17 protein-coding genes and 1 tRNA gene are annotated in these 20,814 nt (G+C 55.8%); 11 read left to right on the top strand and 7 right to left on the bottom strand.

Going from position 1 to position 20,814, the window contains the following annotated elements; genetic code table 11:
* Position 1 precedes the first annotated feature (1 nt).
* From K325_RS0108070 to pyrF, 7 genes are all read left to right on the top strand, one after another.
* Entirely contained in the window at positions 2-2,230 is a 2,229-nt protein-coding gene (locus K325_RS0108070) for a bifunctional prephenate dehydrogenase/3-phosphoshikimate 1-carboxyvinyltransferase (protein WP_029653759.1), read from the top strand.
* Positions 2,230-2,910, top strand: coding sequence for a (d)CMP kinase (cmk, locus tag K325_RS0108065; protein WP_029653758.1), 681 nt, complete (start codon positions 2,230-2,232; stop codon positions 2,908-2,910). Before K325_RS0108070 ends, cmk begins: the two co-directional genes overlap by 1 nt.
* Positions 2,911-3,039: 129 nt before the next feature.
* Positions 3,040-4,731: a 30S ribosomal protein S1 gene (gene rpsA, locus K325_RS0108060; RefSeq protein WP_029653757.1), complete on the top strand. Its 1,692-nt coding sequence runs from the start codon at positions 3,040-3,042 to the stop codon at positions 4,729-4,731.
* A 134-nt stretch (positions 4,732-4,865) separates the two neighbouring features.
* Positions 4,866-5,162 (top strand): integration host factor subunit beta, encoded by a 297-nt coding sequence (locus tag K325_RS0108055; protein WP_029653756.1) that lies wholly within the window; start codon positions 4,866-4,868, stop codon positions 5,160-5,162.
* A gap of 69 nt (positions 5,163-5,231) precedes the next feature.
* Positions 5,232-5,534, top strand: a complete 303-nt coding sequence (locus tag K325_RS0108050; RefSeq protein ID WP_029653755.1) for a LapA family protein — start codon at positions 5,232-5,234, stop codon at positions 5,532-5,534.
* On the top strand, positions 5,534-6,706 hold the full coding sequence (lapB, locus tag K325_RS0108045; protein WP_029653754.1) for a lipopolysaccharide assembly protein LapB: 1,173 nt from the start codon (positions 5,534-5,536) through the stop codon (positions 6,704-6,706). The genes K325_RS0108050 and lapB overlap by 1 nt, the downstream gene beginning before the upstream one ends.
* A 45-nt stretch (positions 6,707-6,751) precedes the next feature.
* Complete coding sequence (pyrF, locus tag K325_RS0108040; protein WP_029653753.1) at positions 6,752-7,462, top strand: orotidine-5'-phosphate decarboxylase; 711 nt, start codon at positions 6,752-6,754, stop codon at positions 7,460-7,462.
* A 183-nt stretch (positions 7,463-7,645) separates the two neighbouring features.
* Here pyrF and K325_RS0108035 read toward each other — a convergent pair.
* A tRNA-Asn gene (locus K325_RS0108035) sits at positions 7,646-7,721 on the bottom strand.
* Positions 7,722-7,793: 72 nt separating this feature from the next.
* Positions 7,794-8,978 (bottom strand): pyridoxal phosphate-dependent aminotransferase, encoded by a 1,185-nt coding sequence (locus tag K325_RS0108030; protein WP_029653752.1) that lies wholly within the window; start codon positions 8,976-8,978, stop codon positions 7,794-7,796.
* Between the two features lie 193 nt (positions 8,979-9,171).
* On the opposite strand from K325_RS0108030, the gene uvrB reads away from it, so the two are divergent.
* Positions 9,172-11,226 carry an excinuclease ABC subunit UvrB gene (uvrB, locus tag K325_RS0108020; protein ID WP_029653751.1) on the top strand — a complete coding sequence of 685 codons (2,055 nt, stop codon included), beginning with the start codon at positions 9,172-9,174 and terminating at the stop codon, positions 11,224-11,226.
* On the opposite strand, the gene rimI is transcribed toward uvrB, so the two are convergent.
* Positions 11,227-12,342: a ribosomal protein S18-alanine N-acetyltransferase gene (gene rimI, locus K325_RS0108015; protein ID WP_029653750.1), complete on the bottom strand. Its 1,116-nt coding sequence runs from the start codon at positions 12,340-12,342 to the stop codon at positions 11,227-11,229.
* Positions 12,343-12,544: 202 nt separating this feature from the next.
* On the opposite strand from rimI, the gene K325_RS0108010 reads away from it, so the two are divergent.
* Complete coding sequence (locus K325_RS0108010; RefSeq protein ID WP_029653749.1) at positions 12,545-14,044, top strand: RimK family protein; 1,500 nt, start codon at positions 12,545-12,547, stop codon at positions 14,042-14,044.
* A 9-nt stretch (positions 14,045-14,053) separates the two neighbouring features.
* On the opposite strand, the gene K325_RS0108005 is transcribed toward K325_RS0108010, so the two are convergent.
* Positions 14,054-15,217, bottom strand: a complete 1,164-nt coding sequence (locus K325_RS0108005) for a cation diffusion facilitator family transporter (RefSeq protein ID WP_029653748.1) — start codon at positions 15,215-15,217, stop codon at positions 14,054-14,056.
* Positions 15,218-15,618: 401 nt separating this feature from the next.
* Here K325_RS0108005 and K325_RS0108000 point away from each other — a divergent pair, with 401 nt between their 5' ends.
* Positions 15,619-16,641 carry a quinone-dependent dihydroorotate dehydrogenase gene (locus K325_RS0108000; protein WP_029653747.1) on the top strand — a complete coding sequence of 341 codons (1,023 nt, stop codon included), beginning with the start codon at positions 15,619-15,621 and terminating at the stop codon, positions 16,639-16,641.
* 195 nt (positions 16,642-16,836) lie between these two features.
* Here K325_RS0108000 and rmf read toward each other — a convergent pair whose 3' ends face one another.
* Entirely contained in the window at positions 16,837-17,049 is a 213-nt protein-coding gene (gene rmf, locus K325_RS0107995) for a ribosome modulation factor (RefSeq protein WP_029653746.1), read from the bottom strand.
* Positions 17,050-17,369: 320 nt separating this feature from the next.
* Here rmf and rlmKL point away from each other — a divergent pair, with 320 nt between their 5' ends.
* A complete protein-coding gene (gene rlmKL, locus K325_RS0107990) occupies positions 17,370-19,547 on the top strand; it encodes a bifunctional 23S rRNA (guanine(2069)-N(7))-methyltransferase RlmK/23S rRNA (guanine(2445)-N(2))-methyltransferase RlmL (protein WP_029653745.1) in 2,178 nt (725 codons plus the stop codon).
* Here rlmKL and K325_RS0107985 read toward each other — a convergent pair.
* Both K325_RS0107985 and K325_RS0107980 read right to left on the bottom strand, forming a co-directional pair.
* The gene (locus tag K325_RS0107985; protein WP_029653744.1) at positions 19,535-20,137 is read right to left on the bottom strand and encodes an outer membrane beta-barrel protein; all 603 of its coding nucleotides are present in this window, start codon (positions 20,135-20,137) and stop codon (positions 19,535-19,537) included. The two genes, rlmKL and K325_RS0107985, sit on opposite strands and share 13 nt — an antisense overlap.
* Positions 20,138-20,235: 98 nt before the next feature.
* Entirely contained in the window at positions 20,236-20,721 is a 486-nt protein-coding gene (locus K325_RS0107980) for a hypothetical protein (protein ID WP_029653743.1), read from the bottom strand.
* Positions 20,722-20,814 lie beyond the last annotated feature (93 nt).

Here is a 20,814-nt window from a genome sequence, read left to right as displayed (position 1 = left end):
GGTGAGCGTTGCTCAGCCTCCGTTTCACCGGGTTGCCGTCATTGGGCTGGGGCTGATTGGCGGCTCACTGGCCAGCGCCATACGTAAGCAGGGTCTGGCCGAGGTGGTGGTCGGGTTTGATGCGAGGCGGGATGAGCTCAGTCTGGGGGTTGAGCTTGGCGTTATTGATCTGGCGGCGGATTCCGTTGAGGGTGCCGTCGCGGGCTGCGATCTGGTCGTGCTGGCGGTACCTGTCAGGGCGACTCGTCAGGTGCTTTCAGATATTAAGCCCGTGCTTGAGGAAGGCGTTATTCTTTCCGATGTGGGTAGCACCAAATCGAGTTTTGTGGCCGATATCGAGGCCGTTTTTGGTGAGCTCCCCTCCTGGGTTATTCCTGGTCACCCCATTGCCGGGTCGGAGAAAAGCGGTATTCGTGCCGCTCAGGCCGAACTGTTTGCTAATCATAAGGTGATTCTTACGCCGGCCAATAATGCGAATCAGGGCGGCGTGGCCCGGTTGAAAACGTTGTGGGAAGGAACCGGGGCAACAGTTCTCACCATGTCGGCGGCCTATCATGATGAGGTGTTGGCCGCGACCAGTCATTTGCCGCACCTCATTGCGTTTTCATTGGTCGATACTCTGGCGGGCGAAGATGAGAATATGGACATCTTCCGTTATGCGGCCGGCGGTTTTCGCGATTTTACCCGGATTGCAGCCAGTGATCCGGTTATGTGGCACGATATCTTCCTGTCGAATCGGGAGGCTGTGCTTCGGGGTATCGATCATTTTACCGAGGATCTTGGCCGCCTCCGTTGCGCCATTGCCAATGGCGATGGCGCTGAGCTGCTCAGGGTGTTCAGTCGTGCCAAGGCGGCGCGGGACCATTTCTCAAAAATGCTTTCAGGACAGGCGTACGTGACTACCAATATCGATAATCAGGTGACGTTCCACATGCAGCCCGGCGGGGCTGTTAACGGTGATATCCGGGTTCCGGGCGACAAATCCATGTCCCATCGCTCGATTATGCTGGGTGCTCTGGCAGAGGGCACCACAGAAGTGAAGGGGTTCCTGGAAGGTGAGGATAGTCTTGCAACCTTGCAGGCGTTCCGGGATATGGGGGTAACCATCGAAGGCCCCGAAGAGGGTTTCGTGCGTATACATGGCGTTGGCATGAACGGTTTGCAGGCCCCTCGCGGTCAGTTGTATCTGGGTAACTCCGGGACAGCCATGCGCCTGTTCGCCGGCCTTTTGGCTGCCCAGAAGTTCGACTCCGAACTGTCGGGGGATGCCAGTTTGTCGAAGCGCCCGATGGGGCGGGTCGCGGACCCGCTGCGTGCCATGGGGGCGGTGATTGAAACTGCAGACGGAGGTCGTCCGCCACTGAAGATTCGTGGTGGCCACGAGCTGACCGGTATTCATTATGAAATGCCGGTAGCCAGTGCTCAGGTGAAATCCTGCCTGCTGCTGGCAGGGCTTTATGCTGAAGGGGTAACCTCCGTGACGGAGCCGGCCCCCACCCGGGACCACACCGAGCGGATGCTTGAGGGCTTCGGCTACCATGTCCATAGGGACGGGGCAACGGCTAGCGTTACAGGGGGCGGTAAGCTCACTGCCTGCTCAATAGATGTACCTGCTGATATCTCATCCGCGGCATTTTTCCTGGTGGCCGCAAGCATTGCCGAAGGCTCTGATCTTACCCTTCGCCATGTGGGCATGAACCCGACCCGGGTCGGGGTGATCAACATCCTGAAACAGATGGGTGCCAACATTGAGGTGATGAACGAGAGTGTTATCGGCGGCGAACCCGTTGCCGATCTGCGCGTGCGTTCGGCGGCTCTTCGTGGCATTGAGATTCCGGAAGAGCAAGTGCCCCTGGCTATTGATGAGTTCCCGGTACTGTTTATTGCGGCTGTGTGCGCAGAAGGGCGCACGGTTCTGCGTGGTGCAGAGGAGTTGAGGGTCAAGGAGAGTGACCGTATTCAGGTTATGGCCGATGGCCTGGCCAACCTTGGTGTAGAAACCACCGTCACATCAGATGGCATTATCATTGATGGCGGGCAGGAGATTGGTAGCGGTACGGTTGAAAGTTATGGAGATCACCGCATTTCCATGTCGTTCGCCGTTGCCTCCTTGCGTGCGACCGGGGCGATTCGCATTAATGATTGTGCCAATGTCGCGACCTCCTTCCCGGGGTTTGTGGAACTGGCGCTGAAAACCGGCATTCGAATTAACGCAGAAGGTAATGATTGATGACTGAAGGCAAGGCACCGGTAATCACGGTTGATGGGCCTGGCGGTTCCGGCAAGGGCACCATTACCCAGATGCTGGCTCGCAAGCTGGGCTGGCATTTACTGGATAGCGGCGCCTTGTACCGGTTGACAGCTCTGGCTGCGATGCGTCAGGGGGTTGCCCTGAGTGACGAGCCAGCGCTTGTCGGGGTTGCGGCCGGTCTTGATGTCACTTTCGAGCCGACTCCGGCTGGCCAGCCTGTCAGGGTTCTGTTGGCGGGCGAAGATGTCACCGCTGAGATACGAACGGAAACCTGCGGCGATAACGCGTCAAAGGTGGCGGTGATGCAGCCGGTTCGGGATGCGCTTTTGCAGCGGCAGCGGGATTTCCGGGTGGCGCCCGGTCTGGTGGCGGATGGTCGTGATATGGGGACGGTTGTCTTTCCGGATGCTCCGGTCAAGATCTTCCTGACAGCCAGTGCCGGAGAGCGGGCCCGCAGACGTTACAATCAGTTGAAGGATGCAGGTGTCGATGTTAACATTGACGCCCTTTTGGAAGAGATACGGGTACGTGATGAGCGGGATATGAACCGTTCTGCGGCCCCTCTCAAGCCTGCGGATGATGCGCAAGTCATTGATTCCACGGGGTTGAGTATTGAAGAGGTGTTGGACAGGTGTATGGCCGCAGCAGGTCAGGCCTGACCACACCTTTTCGTTGTTGAAATGCCGGAAACAGTGTTAATTGCCAGCCCTGGCTGATTCCGGAAATCGCTAACAGACCGTGTTGCTGGCGACACGGAGTACACTTGCGTTGATCACATAGGACACATAATGAGCGAGAGCTTTGCGGATCTTTTTGAAGAAAGCCTGAAAGAAATTGACATGCAACCGGGTTCCATCGTCCAGGGAACCGTAGTTGACGTCGACAACGACTGGGTCACCGTTAACGCCGGGCTGAAGTCCGAAGGCGTTATCCCCGCCTCCCAGTTCCTGAACGAAAAAGGCGAGTTGGAAGTAGCTGTCGGCGATGTTGTCGATGTGGCTCTCGATGCTGTTGAGGATGGTTTCGGTGAAACCCGCCTGTCCCGCGAGAAAGCCAAGCGTGCTGAAGCCTGGAAGGTTCTGGAGAAGTCCTTCGAAGCTGAAGAAGTTGTCAAGGGCGTGATCAACGGCAAGGTTAAAGGCGGTTTCACTGTCGACCTGGCCGGCATTCGTGCCTTCCTGCCGGGTTCACTGGTAGACGTTCGTCCGGTTCGCGACACTGCGCACCTGGAGAACAAAGAGCTGGAATTCAAGGTTATCAAGCTGGACCAGAAGCGTAACAACGTGGTTGTTTCCCGCCGCGCCGTTCTGGAAGCTGAAAACAGCGAGCAGCGTGAAGCTCTGCTGGAAACCCTGACAGAAGGTCTGGAAATCAAAGGTATTGTCAAGAACCTGACCGACTACGGTGCGTTCGTAGATCTGGGCGGTGTTGACGGCCTGCTGCACATCACGGATATGGCCTGGAAGCGCATCAAGCATCCGAGCGAAATCGTGAATGTGGGCGACGAGATCAACGTAAAAGTTCTGAAGTTTGACCGTGAGCGCAATCGTGTGTCTCTGGGTCTGAAGCAGCTGGGCGAAGATCCCTGGGTCGACATCAAAGGTCGTTACCCGGAAAGCTCCAAGGTTACTGCACGCGTAACCAACCTGACCGACTACGGCTGCTTTGCCGAGCTGGAAGAGGGTGTTGAAGGTCTGGTTCACGTATCCGAAATGGATTGGACCAACAAGAACATCCATCCGTCCAAGGTTGTTCAGGTGGGTGACGAAGTTGAAGTGATGATCCTGGATATCGACGAAGAGCGTCGTCGTATCTCTCTGGGTATCAAGCAGTGTGTTGCTAACCCGTGGGAAGACTTCTCCGGTAACTTCAACAAAGGTGATCGTATCTCCGGTAAGATCAAGTCCATCACGGACTTTGGTATCTTCATCGGTCTGGACGGTGGCATCGATGGTCTGGTTCACCTGTCTGACATCAGCTGGAACGAGACTGGCGAAGAAGCCGTTCGCGAGTACAAGAAGGGCGACGAAGTTGAAACCGTGATCCTGTCTGTTGATCCTGAGCGTGAGCGCATCTCCTTGGGTATCAAGCAGCTGGAAAGCGATCCGTTCGCCGAGTTCGTTCAGCTGAACGACAAGGGCTCTATTGTTAAGGGCACTGTGTCTGCGGTTGATGCCAAAGGCGCGACCATTGCTCTGAACGAAGAAGTTGAAGCGGTACTGAAAGCGTCTGAAATCAGCCGTGACCGTGTTGAAGATGCACGTAACGCGCTGAAAGAAGGCGAAGAAGTTGAAGCGAAGATCATCAGCATCGATCGCAAGAACCGCGTTATCAACCTGTCTATCAAGTCTAAGGATGTAGAGGACGATAAGCAGGCTCTGGAAAACGTGCGCAGTAAGACTGCAGAATCCTCAGGTGCCACCACTATCGGTGACCTGATCAAGGAGCAGATGCAGCAGCAGAATGCCAACAAAGAGTAATATCTTCGGTTGGTGTCAAAAAAACGGGCTCTAAGAGCCCGTTTTTTTTGTGTTTTTTTTTGGTTTGGCTAAACTAGAGGCATTGGGTCCCGGTAAAATTTGCTGCGGAAGAATCACGACAGAGGGAATGCCTCATGACGAAGTCCGAACTGGTTGAACTGATTGCCTCAAAGCAGACTCAGCTCTCCGTAAAGGATGTTGAGCTTGCGGTGAAAAGCATCATAGAGCATATGTCTCAATCCCTTGCTGACGGCCAGCGCATTGAGATTCGTGGATTTGGCAGTTTCTCTCTGCATCATCGGGCTGCACGCACTGGTCGTAATCCGAAAACCGGTGATGCTGTTCAGTTGCCGGCCAAATTTGTCCCGCATTTCAAGCCAGGCAAAGAGTTGCGGGAACAGGTAAACGACAGCTTGAAAAAAGGCTTCTGAAGCCCTGAAGGCTGGCCTTATACCGAACCTTACATACCGGGTGACTGACCCACTTGGAGCGCTTAAGACATGGCAGGACTGAGGAAGATCCTAGTTACGTTATTGGTTCTGGTTCTGATCCTTTTAGCGCTGGTGTTTTCCCTGAACAATCAGATGGCTGTATCGCTCAACTTCCTGTTGTTCGAGACCCAGCCTCATGGTGTGGCCGTCTGGATTATCATGGCGTTTGTGATCGGTGCATTGGTCGGGATTCTGATCACGATGATGGCGACATTCCGGACTTCTGTTTCGCGCCGCAATCTACAAAAGCGCCTTGAGCGAACTGAGCACGCACTTGAGAAATCCAGGGCACAAAACGATCGGGCGCTTTGATGGAAATGCTGTTTCAGTGGCTGCTTCTGACGGCAGCCGTTGCTGCTGGCTGGGCTATAGGTCGTTTCAGTAGCCGAAAGGGCCGTGCTTCCCGGGTTATCATGGATGAGGATTCGGTCCGCGACCGATTGCAGTTTCTCTTCACTAACTATTCTGATCAGGCGGTCGAGAACTTTGTTCAGTCACTCGCCGTCAATAAAGATACCGTCAGTTTGCACCTCTCCATTGGTAGTCACTTCCGGAATAAGGGAGAGACGGATAGGGCCATTCTGATCCATCAGAATCTTCTCGCGCGGCCGGAATTGCCTGCCCGTTACTCTCCTCAGGTTACGCTGGAGTTGGCGACGGACTACCTGAATGCGGGCCTGCTTGACCGGGCCGAGGCACTGTTCCATCAGCTTATGGGGGATCGCGATTACGGACGGCGGTCCGCGACGGCTCTGATTGAGTTGTATCAGCAGGAGCGCGAGTGGGAGAAAGCGGCTCAGGTTGCCAACACGCTCGCCCGGGGTGATGCAGATCCTGCCATTTTCAAAACGCTGGCCTACATTACCTGCGAGTTGTCGGATTTCGCGCTTAGCCGAAACGATGATCGCTGGACGGCTCAGAAGCTGGCAAAGGAGGCGCTGGACTATGATCGTTCCTGTGTGCGAGCAACCTTTCTTCTGACGCGGTTGCAGGTTCGGCAGGGGAGTTTTCGTGACGCGGCAAATCAATGCCTGAAAGTGTTTGACCAGAATCCGGAGTTCGGGCCGGAGGCTGTCGACCGGTTAATGAAGCTGGAGCGCGAGCATGGCGACGTGGCTCGTCTGTATAAGAAGCTTCGCAAACTGTATGAACAGTACCCAAGTACAAGCCTGCTGCTGGCTTTGGTTGAATCTGTCGAGCGTTCGTCCGGGCGCCCTGCGGCGATAGATTTGTTGCGTCTGGAGCTTGAAACCCGGCCCTCGGTTCGTGGCTTGCTTCAGTTGGTTGAAATGGCAGGCTACGAGAAAGGGATGACAACCGATGAAGGTCGCCTGGTTAGCCGGATTGGGCATTTGATCCTGGCTAACCGGCCGATCTACCGGTGCGTTAACTGTGGATTCTCCGGACAGCAGTTGCACTGGCTTTGTCCAAGCTGCAAGCAGTGGGAAACCGTCCGTCCCATCCAGGGGGTTGAAGCGGAGTAGCTTCCCTCTGAAATATTCCGAATACCTCTACTCAGGAATCTGAACGTGAAAAACCTGAATGACCCTAAAATCATCGTTGCTCTCGACTTTCCCTCCCAGGACCCTGCCTTGGCCCTGGCTGATCAGCTTGATCCGAAGAAGTGCCGCCTGAAAGTGGGAAAGGAATTGTTCACTCGCTCTGGCCCGGATCTGGTCAAGGCACTGCAGGGCCGTGGTTTTGATATTTTTCTGGATTTGAAGTTTCACGATATCCCCAACACCACGTCAGCCGCCGTGGCTGCTGCTGCAGAGTTGGGTGTATGGATGGTGAATGTTCATGCATCCGGTGGTGAAAAGATGATGCTTGCCTGTCGTGAGCGCCTGGAGGCGTTTGGCCCTGAGCGTCCACTTCTGATTGCGGTGACGGTGTTGACGAGTATGTCTGATGATGACTTGGCCGGTATCGGTATTGCTGATTCGGCAGAGGTTCATGTCTCGCGTCTGGCGACCCTGGCCAGAAACAGTGGTATGGATGGGGTTGTTTGCTCCGCTCAGGAGGCCGCGCGCCTGAAAGCCGAGCAGGGCAGTGACTTTCAGTTGGTTACGCCGGGTATCCGGCCGCTGACCGCCGATAAGGGCGACCAGCAGCGCATCATGACGCCTGCAGATGCTCGCGAGGCTGGTTCTGACTATTTGGTGATTGGTCGGCCGATTACTCAGGCCCCTGATCCTCTGGCGGCTTTGGAGGCTATTTACTCTGAGGTGGCTTCGGTTTGATGTTTTCCGCTGTTCTGGTTTTTCATTCTTAGCTTTGTAGCTCTGTGCGGGTGCCATGGATGGCCGGGTGTGTGTGCTGGTTGCGGATTCTGTAAAGGGCTGCCTGGTCCGGCGTTTCGTCTTTATCGGTCGGTTAAACAAAAAAGCCCGCTAATTCTTTGAACTAGCGGGCTTTTAAAATAGTGGCTCCCCGAGCTGGGCTCGAACCAGCGACAAACGGATTAACAGTCCGTTGCTCTACCAACTGAGCTATCGGGGAACGTCGTCATGTGACGAGGCGCGTATATTAAGTTGACCATACCGCCTCGTCAACCCCTCTAAGCTAAAATTTTTAGCCGAGGGCCTTCTGCAACCGCTCAATGGCTTTTTCCAGATTATCCATGCTTGTCGCAAAGCTCAGGCGCATGTGTCCCGGGCAGCCGAAAGCAGAGCCAGGCACCAGAGCAACGCCAGCTTCAGACAGGAGCTTCTCGGCGAACTCTACGTCGGTATTTACTCCTTCGGTTGCTTCAATGGCGCCCTGGAAACTCGGGAACACGTAGAAGGTGCCGTCACCGTTGAGGCAGTTCACGCCCGGCAGTTTGTTCAGAGCTTCCACCAGCCAGTCGTGGCGCGCTTTAAAGGCTTTGACCATCTCGCCCACGCAGGCCTGGTCGCCATCCAGCGCAGCGGTTGCGGCAGCCTGAGAGACGGAGCAGGGGTTGGAAGTGCTCTGGGATTGTATCTTCTTCATGGCGCCAATGATCCGGGCCGGGCCTGCAGCGTAGCCAATACGCCAGCCAGTCATGGAGTAGGCTTTTGAGACGCCGTTCAGAACGAAGGTGCGATCGTACAGTTCGGGGCACGCGTTCAGAATGTTGCAGAACGGTTTTCCGGTCCACAGAATCGGTTCGTACATGTCGTCGGTGGCAACCATGATGTTCGGATACTTTTTCAGCACGTCGCCAATCGCTTGCAGCTCTTCCATGGAATAAGCCATGCCACTGGGGTTCGATGGGCTGTTGATCACAAACAGACGGGTACGCTCAGTGATGGCGCTTTTGAGCTGCTCCGGCGTAATCTTGAAGCGCGTCTCTGCCGTGGTCTCAATGATGACCGGCTTGCCTTCGGCAACCAGTACCATGTCTGGATAGGATACCCAGTAGGGTGCCGGAATGATGGCTTCGTCGCCCTCATTGAGTGTGGCCAACGCAAGGTTGAAAAAGCTCTGTTTGCCACCACTGCTTACCAGTATCTGGTTGGCTTCGTATTCCAGGCCGTTATCCCGTTTGAACTTCGCAATAATCGCTTTCTTCAGCGCAGGCGTACCATCCACGGCTGTGTATTTAGTCTGGCCGTTGTTAATGGCGTCAATGGCTGCCTGTTTGATGTGATCAGGGGTGTCGAAGTCGGGCTCGCCAGCACCGAGGCCAATAATGTCCTGGCCGGCCGCGCGGAGTTCTGCGGCTTTGTTGGTGACCGCGAGGGTGGGGGAAGGCTTGATTGCCTGTACTCGGCTGGAAAGTTGAAGGTCCAAACTTGAGCTCCTTAAAGCTGCGTCTTATTGGGCTGCGATCGGCCGGGCAACTGGAGCCAGAATTACGGGCTGATTTTTCACCCAGCCGTCGATCGCACAGATGGTATCATGAAGCTGCCAGAACACTAAATTTCTTGAGGATGCGACGCAACTTATCCGTCGTTTCCGGTGTCCGGAGGTTAGAACGCCAGCTATGGCCACAACATCATCCACTACCAGACACGGGGTCTTCCGGGTCGATTCGGAATACCAGCCCGCCGGTGATCAGCCCAAGGCGATAGCGGGGCTTGTTGATGGTATCGAATCCGGCCTGGCTCACCAGACCTTGCTGGGGGTTACCGGGTCGGGCAAAACGTTCACCATTGCCAATGTGGTACAGGCGGTTCAGCGGCCGACCATTATCATGGCTCACAACAAGACCCTGGCCGCCCAGCTTTATGGTGAGTTCAGGGAGTTTTTCCCTGACAACGCCGTGGAATACTTCGTTTCTTACTACGATTACTATCAGCCAGAGGCTTACGTACCGTCATCCGACACTTTCATCGAGAAAGACGCCTCCATCAATGAGCATATTGAACAGATGCGCTTGTCGGCCACCAAGGCTTTGCTGGAGCGGCCTGATGCCATCATTGTGGCGACAGTATCTTCAATCTATGGTCTCGGCGATCCCCAGTCCTACCTGAAAATGATGTTGCACCTGGACCGGGGGGATCAGGTTGATCAGCGGTTCATTCTGCTTAGACTGGCGGAGCTGCAGTACACCCGCAACGACATAGAGTTTCACCGGGCCAATTACCGGGTGCGTGGCGATGTGATTGATGTGTTTCCGGCGGAGTCCGAAAAAGAAGCCATCCGGATTGAACTGTTCGATGATGAAGTGGAAAACCTGAGCTATTTCGACCCGCTGACCGGCGAGGTGCTCAGACGGGTTCCACGGGTGACGATCTATCCTAAATCCCATTATGTTACGCCCAGACAAAAGGTGCTGGACGCGGTTGAGAACATCAAGGTGGAGCTGGATGTCCGGTTACAGCAACTTCGGGACAACCATCGGCTGGTTGAAGCTCAGCGGCTGGAAGAGCGGACCCGGTATGATATTGAAATGATGCTTGAGCTGGGGTACTGCAATGGCATTGAGAACTACTCCCGGTATCTGTCCGGGCGTAATCCTGGCGAGCCACCTCCGACGCTGTTTGATTACCTTCCGCCCAATGCTTTGCTGGTGGTGGATGAGTCTCACGTGACCATTCCGCAGATCGGCGCCATGTATAAAGGCGACCGGTCCCGGAAGGAGACGCTGGTGGAGTATGGCTTCCGTTTGCCGTCTGCACTGGATAATCGCCCCATGCGATTCGAGGAATGGGAGCGAATAGCGCCGCAGATGATTTTTGTGTCTGCCACACCGGGCCTCTACGAAGCTGAGCATGCCGGTCAGGTGGTGGAGCAGGTCGTACGTCCCACTGGTCTTCTGGACCCGGAGATCGAAGTCCGGCCTGCGTCCACGCAGGTGGACGACTTGCTGTCTGAGATTCATAAGCGGGTAGGTGTAAGCGAGCGGGTTCTGGTTACAACCCTTACCAAGCGAATGGCGGAAGATCTGACCGACTTCCTGATGGAGCACGACATTCGTGTGCGTTATCTGCATTCAGACATCGATACTGTGGAGCGCGTGGAGATTATCCGGGATCTTCGCCGTGGCGAATTTGATGTGCTGGTTGGCATTAACCTGTTGCGGGAAGGCCTGGATATGCCGGAAGTGTCTCTGGTCGCTATCCTGGATGCGGACAAGGAGGGCTTCCTTCGCTCCGAGCGCTCCCTGATACAGACCATCGGGCGGGCGGCCCGTAACGTCAACGGTAAGGCCATTCTGTATGGAGACAAGATCACAGGATCTATGCAGAGGGCCATTGACGAGACCGAGAGGCGACGAGCCAGGCAGACGGCTCATAACGAAGAGCACGGTATTACGCCGACGGGGTTGAACAAGAAAATCGCCGATATTATGGAGGGGGCTGCCGGCGGAGGTCGTGGTCGAAGGAAGGGCGAACGGTCCGGCCAGAAAGCGGCAGAGCAGGCAGAAGATTACCTCGTGAAGGCCGGCAACCGGTCGCCGGAGGATGTCCTCAAAGAGGTGGCGAAGCTCGAGGACGAAATGTACAAAGCCGCCGCAGACCTGGATTTTGAAACGGCGGCTCGCCTGCGAGATCAGATTTCCGAGCTGAAAGACGCGGCCCTGCGTACTGTGTGATCAGTCGCGCTTTGGTCCGACAATCACCGCTGCCTGCAGCGGTTGATTTCGGCCGTAGCGCGAGATTTTTTCAAACACCTTGCGGTCGATCGGCAGGTATTGTTTGTCGGCGATGGTTTCTCCCTCCTGAGTATCAATTTCAGGGTCGTGCAGATACACGAAGTCGTCATCGATGGCGCAGACGGTCACCCAGTGAGGAACCCGGCTTTGGTTCAGCTGCCAGGTGCTGATCAGAATCACCGGGATCCGGCCTTCAAGCAGGGCCGTTTCCATGGCAGGGAGAGTGAGCGGGTCGTGGTGCAGCTCAATGTCGGTCTGAGCCAGGTCGTGCAGAAACCCTTCGTGAACCAGTTCCAGTACCCGTTTTTTATCGTTACTGCGCACAGTATCTTTGAATAAGGCACCTTCGCGGCTGACCCAGGCGCTGGCTTTGAATCCTCGGTGCCAGGCGGAGAGTGCAAGGCCGTGAGGGCCGCAGCCACCGTGGCCTGCCAGCATAAAAATAGTGGTGGCTTCACGCCAGATTTTCAGCTCTTCCAGAGTGTTGACCGGCTGTCGTTCATCCAGCGCCGCCATTGCCATGATTAACGCGGAAGGACCACAGGTGAATTCCGTGGTCTGTGGGTAGTATGGCACCGGCATGAAATCGTGTGACGGCTCGTAATAGAGTATCCGGCGCTCGAACCGAAGGGCGTTGCCGTGATCTTCGTAATAATCCCGGTAGGTGCCGAACTGCCGATACCCGAGCCGGCGGTACAGAGCTATGGCGCCAGCGTTATCTTCTCGCACTTCCAGCCGCATGATGATGCGGTCGGCCTCAACGGCTTCTTTTTCGGCTTCGCGCACCAGTCGTTCTCCCACCCCCTGGCCTCGCACCGAGGGTGAGACGGCGATGGAATAGATTCTTGCCAGACGTGTGGCAGCGCTCATCAGAACCAGGCAGTAACCGACCAGACGGCCCTCCTGTTCCGCAACAATCAGCCTGTCCCGGGGCACTTCCAGAAACCTTCGGAAGCTCCGGCGCGATATCCGGTCTTCCGGGAAACAGTCGTTCTCAAGTTGAACCAAGGCATTCAGATCGTGGGTGTGCGCTTGTCGGAGCATCGCATCAGTCATGGCGTGACGGGCCTGTTCATAGAGGCTGGAGCTGTGCCTGGCAGGCTCGCTCGTTGCCGTTATTATGGTAGAGGTAAGCCATTCCGTCATAGCGACTGTTTATGCGTAGAAGCACGCATTTTCGGGTAATTGTACGGCCGCCGCATGGCGAGTATTGTTGCTGAAATCCGTCGGCCTGTCCTTCAGGGAGGAATGCCGCTCCATGTCCCGATTGCTCATCGTTGTAGACCGTGCCAGAGACTGGGCACCGTATTACCCCAGCGAAGATGTGCTTACATTTGACCAGTACCTCCGGTTCACCGCTCCGGCCAATAGCCGTGTTCGGGTTATTAATTTGTGTCAGAGTGCGAAGTATCTGAGCCGTGGTTACTACTGTTCTTTGCTGGCCGAAGCCAGGGGGCATCATGTGGTGCCGTCGGTTATGACGCTCAACGATCTGAGCCGCAAGGGGCTGTTTTCTCTGGAGCTGGAAGAGCTTGACCGCAGTGTAATCCAGTGGCTGGAAACTTCAGCCCTGACCATCGACCCGGCCACGGATAACGGAGAAGCCACCCACGAGGTGCGGATCCGGACTTATTTTGGTCAGGCCGAACACGAGGATCTGAAGCCTGTCGCCCGCGCGCTGTTTGAGCGTTTTCCCTGCCCGGTTCTTGAAGTGGTCTTTCGTCACCGGAAGCAATGGCAGATTGAATCCATGAAACCAGCTTCTCCGGCGGATCTGGATGTGCGGGAGCAGGATCTGTTTGCCAGCGCGCTGGACCGGTTCAGCAGTATGATCTGGCGCAAGCCCCGGGCACGTCGCCGCTACCGGTTTGACCTGGCCATGCTTGTGAATCCTGAAGAGGAGTTGCCACCAAGTGACGAAACGGCCCTCAGGCGCTTTGAACGCGCGGGCCGGAAACTCGGCATCAATGTTGAGCGAATCACGCGCAGAGACTTCATGCGGCTGCCGGAATATGATGGGTTGTTTATCCGGGAGACCACGGCGATTGATCATCATACCTACCGTTTTGCCCGAAAGGCGGAAGCCGAAGGCATGGTGGTGATTGATGATCCCGTCTCAATCCTGCGCTGCACCAATAAGGTGTTTCTGGCCGACCTCCTGAAAAACAACAAGGTGCCGACCCCGAAAACGCTGATCATTTCGAAAGACCATAAAGAGGCTGTGCAGCAGATCAGCCAGGAACTGGGATTTCCGGTGGTTATAAAAATCCCTGATGGTGCTTTTTCCCGCGGGGTAATCAAGGCGAAGGATGAAACAGAACTCCGTAAGGGGCTCCGTGATCTGTTCAGACAATCAGCCCTGGTCCTGGCTCAGGAGTATTTTTACACCGATTATGACTGGCGTATTGGTGTGCTGGGTGGCCGCGCCATCTATGCCTGCAAGTACATGATGGTTAAGGGGCACTGGCAGATCTATCAGCATGGTGGTGCAACGGTGGAGAGCGGTGGCTTCGAGACGATGCCCACGTATGAAGTCCCTCGTAATGTCATTCAGGCGGCCCTGAATGCGACCCGTCTGATTGGCAGCGGTCTCTACGGTGTTGATATCAAGCAAGCCGGAAACCGGGTGGCAGTGATTGAGGTCAATGATAACCCGAGCATTGACTCGGGTGTGGAGGACAAGTTTCTGGGCGGCGAACTGTACACACTGGTGATGCAGGAATTCCTGTCACGGATGGAGGACAACCGGCGCCGCTAAGAGGGTGGACTAGCTGGCAGCAATCCAAACCCGGACACTGCCGAACCACGGGTAGTCGGCCAAGACGGCCCGAACCTGTTCCGTCGACAGGCTCGGGTTGGAATGATTGCCGTCCAGGAAAATCTCAAGGTGGACCCGGTTCTTCAGATAGTGGAGGCGAAGACGGCTTTGTGGGGGAAGTTCGCCCAGGGCTTCGGTCAGTAACCGATGAATACCTTCCCGGCCAGGTAAATGGGATTCGGTGGTGTGAGGGGCCTTCTGATCATTCTCGGCATCAATGTGAAAGTTGATGTCCCGTATATTCTCCAGAGCATCCCGCATACCCGCGACCACCTTCATGCCGATCTGGTGTCCTTCTGAAACGCTGATTTCGGGCCTGACCACCAGATGAATGTCCAGAAGGATGTCATGCCCCATCCGTCGGCTGCGAAGTTCATGGACATTGCGTACGCCATCGGTTTCCATTGCAATGGTTTTCAGCATCTGGGTGTCGTCCTCAGAGAGGCCGGTGTCAATCAGTTCTTTGACGCTGTCCCAGGTAAACTTCCAGCCGATGTGGATGATGATGGCCGCAATGGCGATGGCGGCCACAACGTCCAGCCAGACAAAACCCAGCATGGCGCCGATCGTTGACACAAGCACCACGACTGACGAAAACGCGTCGGTTCGGCTGTGCCAGGCGTTCGCGATAATGAGATCTGAGCGAATCTTCATGCCAACGTGGCGGGTATAGCGATAGATCCACTCTTTACCGGCAATGGAGACCGCAGCGGCGACCAGAACCGGCCAGCCCGGAACCATCTGTTCTTCGCCAGCCAGCAGGCGCAGGATGTTCTCCCAGGCTAAGGCTGCGCCGACCGCGATAAGAATGCTGCCAAGCAAAAGTGTGCCTAGTGTCTCAATTCGCTGGTGACCATAAGGATGGTCTGCATCCGGCTCCTTTCTGGACAACCTCATGACAGCCAGCACAACCCAATCGGAGGCAACGTCCGTAAACGAGTGAACACCGTCCACTACCAGAGCCTGTGAATTGAAAAGAGTGCCACCAATGACCTTTATCAGTCCGAGGACCGCATCCAGCACCATGCCGATAATGGTGACCCTTGAAGCCGCATGCTTTTCCGATTCAAGGGTTGTCTGGGTGGGCTGACTGGTTTGGCCAGGCTGCGTCATCTGACTTACTCCGGGGTTTTTGATGTCGGCAGTATAGCGGTATTTATGAAATAAAGGGCTGGATTTCCCGGTGTGTTTATGGTCGTTTTATGCACATCATGACGAAACGGTTACCCGGTAGCACTTTGTAACCAAATCCGTCAAACACTAATTCAAACTTTGTAACCTCATGAAAATAAAGCAAAAAAACACTGATCAAAAAATGATCAATTTGTAGGCTGGCGCAGTTATCAAGGGGTAGGGGCGCTTGCTACGGGATTTTCAACAGGGTTATCCACAGAATCCGTGGAAAAGCCTCGTGAGCCTATGCGGGCTGGGCATTTGGCGAGTATTTTGGGTTTTCGCAGGATGGTGTGGAAAACTTTCTGTATACTCGCGCAACCCGAGAAAGGAGTTTAATGATGTACGGCCTTCTACGAAATATCCTGTTTCGTCTGCCCCCGGAACAGGCCCACAATTTTACGCTTAGTAGCCTGGATGTTGCTCAAAAATTAGGCATTCTGAATGCATTTACTCGGACACCGGCGCCGTGCCCGGTGAACGTGATGGGGCTGGAGTTTCCAAACCCGGTGGGGTTGGCTGCGGGGCTGGATAAGAATGCCGATCACATCGACTCCCTGGGAGCCCTCGGTTTCGGGTTTATTGAAGTGGGAACGGTAACTCCACTGGCTCAGGCAGGTAATCCGGCGCCCCGAATGTTCCGGCTACCTGAGCACCAGGCGATCATCAATCGGATGGGCTTTAACAATGAAGGCCTGGATCATTTGATCGCCAATGTTCGTAACCGTCGCTATCGCGGTGTTCTGGGGATCAATGTTGGTAAGAACAAAGATACCCCCAACGAACAGTCCGAACAGGATTATCGCAAAGGGATTGCGGCAGTGTATTCCTATGCGGATTACATCACCGTGAATGTGTCGTCGCCCAACACGCCGGGCTTGCGAGATCTGCAATTCGGCGATTCACTCAAGCAGCTTCTGAATGCCATAAAAGAAGAGCAGTTAGCGTGCAGACAAGCCCACGGGCGATATGTGCCGGTTGCAGTCAAGATCGCGCCGGACATGGACGAGCAGGGAATCCGGTTTGTGGCCGGGGCTTTGCTGGAGGCAGGGCTGGATGGCGTGATCGCTACGAATACGACGATCAGCCGGGAAGCGGTCAAGGGACATCGGCATGAACAGGAGGCCGGTGGATTGAGCGGCGCACCAGTTCGCGAAGCGTCTTTAAAGGTTATCCAGTGCCTGAATGCTGAGCTGGGTGAGAAGATGCCGATTATCGGCGTGGGCGGGATTACCGATGGTGAAAGCGCTGCCGAGAAAATCCGTGCAGGCGCTAAACTGGTTCAGCTCTATACCGGGTTCATCTATCGTGGGCCTGCCTTAATCAATGAGGCGGTAGAAGCAATTCGGAAGGAAGTGCGATAAGTGCAGGGGCAGAGCGAAGGTGGGCCCGCTGAGCGGGCCCTTGCGGGGAATAAACCCCGTAGCGCTTCTTCGCATGATACGGGGCGGGAGGCCCCGTTCTGGTTACTTTGGTTACTGCTCGAATTGTGATGTGTATCTGTAACGTAAAGTGAAAAAAAACAGATCAGGGTTAAGCGGGGTTGGCCACTACCGCAGTCACGTTGCGGTTACCGTGGCCAGTTTGTGGATGCCGGAGACGCCGGTCATGCCCTCCCAGTTATCTGTGCGGCCTTCTCGCCACCCGTTGAGCCACTCCTGGCGGACTTCCTGTTGTTCAATCGGGCAGCTGTCTTTGGATTTGCCAGACACGCCAGCGAGATAACCCCGCTTGAATGCACGAGCGTACATATCTCTCTTCTGTCTTTTCATGCCGTTCCTCACTGATGGATTAACAGAACATGTGTGTACACATCCGCACTGACCGTGGCATGTGGCAGTCTCTCCGGGACAACCCACTATTGCCAGCTCTGGTCAGAGCAGTCAGGATCCTGTTAAAGGAGGCTTATACTTGGCCTCCTGAACGACGCGTCAGTTACAAGGTGGACGAATCTCACGCTGGTGTACACTAATTATTTCATCTAAGTGACGCATTTCTTATTATTTTGTGAAATAAAGATGACGGCGCCCGAAAATCTTTTGCTGCCATTCCGTAAACTTACCGGTATCACTCAGAAAACCAGGAGTTGATCTTGTCTAAGCATGTCTTTTTTGTAACCTGCCCCAAAGGGGTGGAGTACCTCCTGGCCGATGAGATGGAGACGTTCGGCCTCCACCTTGTTCGCAATGCGCCAGCCGGTGTCTGGGTAGAAGGAAGCCTGGAGAGCGGCTACCGGGCGTGTCTGTGGTCGAGGCTGGCGAATCGGGTCATCCTGAACGTGGCGGATGTGGATGCGCGCCACGCGGATGAACTCTATGACGGCGTGGTCTCTCTCGACTGGCAGGTCCATATTCCGGCGGGGGGCAGTTTCCGGGTGACGTTTCTTGGGCAGAATGAAACCATACGGAACACTCAGTTCGGCGCCCAGAAAGTCAAAGACGGTATTGTCGACAGTATCCGGGGCGCTGGTGCACCGCGCCCCTCTGTGGCGCCCAAAGATCCGGATGTCACCGTATCCGCAAGGTTGAACCGGGGCAGGTTGTCGCTTGGTATTGATCTGAGCGGGCACAGCCTGCACATGCGGGGTTACCGGACAGACAAAGGGGTTGCGCCCCTGAAAGAGAACCTGGCAGCAGCGCTTCTGATTCGGGCCGGTTGGCCAGAGTTCGTTGCGACCGGTGGCGATTTTGTTGATCCGATGTGCGGTTCCGGGACTCTGCTCATTGAGGCTGCATTGATGGCGCTGGATATTGCGCCGGGTCGTAAGCAGGAACGGTTTGGTTTTGAAAAATGGCCCGGGCACCAGCCGGATCTTTGGCTGGGGCTACGCCAGGAGGCCGAGCGACGGGCCCATGAAGGAAAGCAGAAGCGGGTGCCGCGGTTCTTTGGTTCTGATCAGGATGAGCGGGTCATTGCGACGGCCTGGAAAAATATTCAGCGGGCTGGTCTTGAAGATATCGTTCAGGTGGAAGCGCGGCCTGTCCATTCATTTCGTCGCCAGGAGGGGCTGAGTGACGTGGGGCTGGTGCTGACCAACCCTCCTTATGGAGAACGGTTGAGCGACCGCAAAGAGTTGGCGGTCCTGTATCAGGCTCTCGGCGAGTCCGTCATCCGAGAATTGCCAGGCTGGCGTCTTGGCGTCTTCACTGGCGCCCCCGAATTCGGCAAATCCCTGGGGCTGAGAAGCTTCAAGCAGTACAAGTTGTTCAATGGCAAGCTGCCGGCACAGCTTTTGCTGTTTGAGGTGCTTGCTGAGAACGCTATGACACCACGGGACCCCGCAGCCCCAGGCGAGATTATGCCGAGAATCGCCAACCCGGAGCGGGCGGCCATGCTGCGCAACCGCCTGAAGAAGAACCTGAAAACCATCGGTCAGTGGGCCAGGAAGCAGGGCATTGGTTGTTATCGGCTGTACGATGCCGACATGCCCGAGTATGCCTTGGCTATTGATATTTATGAAGGACAGGTGCATGTGCAGGAGTACGCGGCGCCGAAGTCGGTGGATGAGAGGGCGGCCCGGGAGCGCCTTGCTGAAGCACTCTCAGTGATTCCGGAGGTGCTGGAACTGGAGCCCGGAATGCTGGTGTGCAAGCAGCGCCAGCGTCAGGCTGGCAGTCGCCAGTATGAGAAGCAGGCGGCCACCGGAGACTATTTCAACGTGCATGAGCACGGCTGCCTGCTCAGAGTAAACCTGAAGGATTATCTGGATACCGGGCTGTTTCTGGATCATCGCCCCGTGCGTCACTGGATTCAGCAGAATGCCCGGGGCAAGCGTTTCCTGAACCTGTTCTGCTATACCGGTGCGGCCAGCGTGCATGCAGCGGTTGGTGGGGCGAGCCGTTCTCTGAGCCTCGACATGTCAAAAACCTACGTAGCCTGGGCCAAAGAGAACCTGGCACTGAACGGAGCCGATTCAGGCAGGCATCGGGTTGAGCAGGCGGACTGTCTCGCCTGGCTGGCCGACAGGAAGACCGTGGACCAGCGTTTCGATCTGATCTTTATGGACCCGCCCACGTTTTCCAACTCCGCCCGCATGAGCGGTGTGCTGGATATACAGCGGGACCATGGAGCGCTGATACGTCAGTGTATGGCCCGGTTGTCCAGTGAGGGGCTGCTTATTTTCTCCAACAACTTCCGCAAGTTCAGGCTTGATGAGTCGCTGGAGTCAGAGTTTGAAGTGCAGGAAGTGAGCGGGAGCACCCTCGACAAGGACTTTCAGCGCAACCCGAAAATCCATCGGTGTTGGCACATCCGCCATCAGAACTCGTAACGGAGGCCGGAGGAAAACTGGAAGGCATTGGCCCCGGAGTCGGTGTCTTCAAACAGTTTTCCGCCTTCAAATACCAGGTAGGTGTTCTCCATCAGCTCCAGATCGAGCCCTGCCAGCCAACTGAAGCTGAAGCTGCTGCCGGGGTAGTCGCCCTCCAGTTTCCGGAACTGGGTATTGGCATCGGCCTCCCGGTTGCTCAGGTGCGCATCGCCGCTGATATGGCTGAATCCGGCCTGGGCATAGATGTTGCCGAGGGTGCCAACCGGGTAGTGCAGCCCCATGTACCAACTGCCAAAGTAGTCCACCGACAGCGTCAGGTCTCCCCTGGAGATTTCAGCATCGGCAAAGCCTCCTCCCAGTCTGATCTCGGCGTGGATCAGCTCACTCAGGTGTCCGCCAATGATCACAGTGCCTGCCTGGCCCCAGCCATCCTCATCAGAAGAACCAATGGATCGGTGTTCGATCGCCGTCGCCAGTAATCCAACGTAGTGTTTGTCGGCGCGGGGTGTTTCCTGGGCCACGATGGCCGGAGCAAACACGCTCAAGGTGGCCAGGGTAAGGCTGAGGACGCGGGGGTGAATGTTGTTCATTATTATCAGGCTTCCTGTCAGTCACGATACTGACGCCCGATTCTGCCTTGTGTAACGCAATGTTACGCAGACACCTGTCACAGTTCCCCGTCAGGGGTTCAGAGGTCCTCCAGGTAGCCCTCTTCCTTAGCCAAAAGCAAAAGTGCGTAAACGCCGTTCTCGGGCAACTGAGGCTCAAGCCCTTCCTCAAACAGCAGCTGGCGCCGCCGGTCTTCCAGAGTGTCTGTATCGAGACCATGGATAAGCTCCGCAATCGGCGCGATCTCGAAGGGGGCTTCCTGATGAACCGCACCGAAAATCAGGTCAATCAGTATTTCATCCGGGTCCAGGCCGTCTACGTAAACGGTCTGGTCTGGCAGGTCTTCGTGTAATTCGCGGGTGAGCTCCAGCAGGGGGACTCCTTGCTCTTCCAGATGCCGGAGGTCGACATCGCCGAGATCGCCGTCTTCCGGCAGCCAGGATTCATCCGGCGCAATCACAACGGTTTTCATCTGGCCGTCTGCCAGCGACCAGGCGATGGCGGTGGGGAACAGGGAATCGTCTGTCTGGCAGTATTCGATGTCCAGAAATCGGGGTAGCGACACAAGCGTCTCCTGCGTTGTCCGTTGAGTGCTCACAGTGAATGTTCGCCCGGTAGGAGCAGGCGCGGCTTCATGCGATACTGTAGCCGCCATTAT

Origin of the sequence: Marinobacter daepoensis DSM 16072 (assembly GCF_000421165.1) — a bacterium.
Classification (GTDB): Bacteria; Pseudomonadota; Gammaproteobacteria; order Pseudomonadales; family Oleiphilaceae; genus Marinobacter; species Marinobacter daepoensis.
Note: the sequence above shows the minus strand (reverse complement) of the source record. Positions and strands in the feature narration are given on the sequence as shown.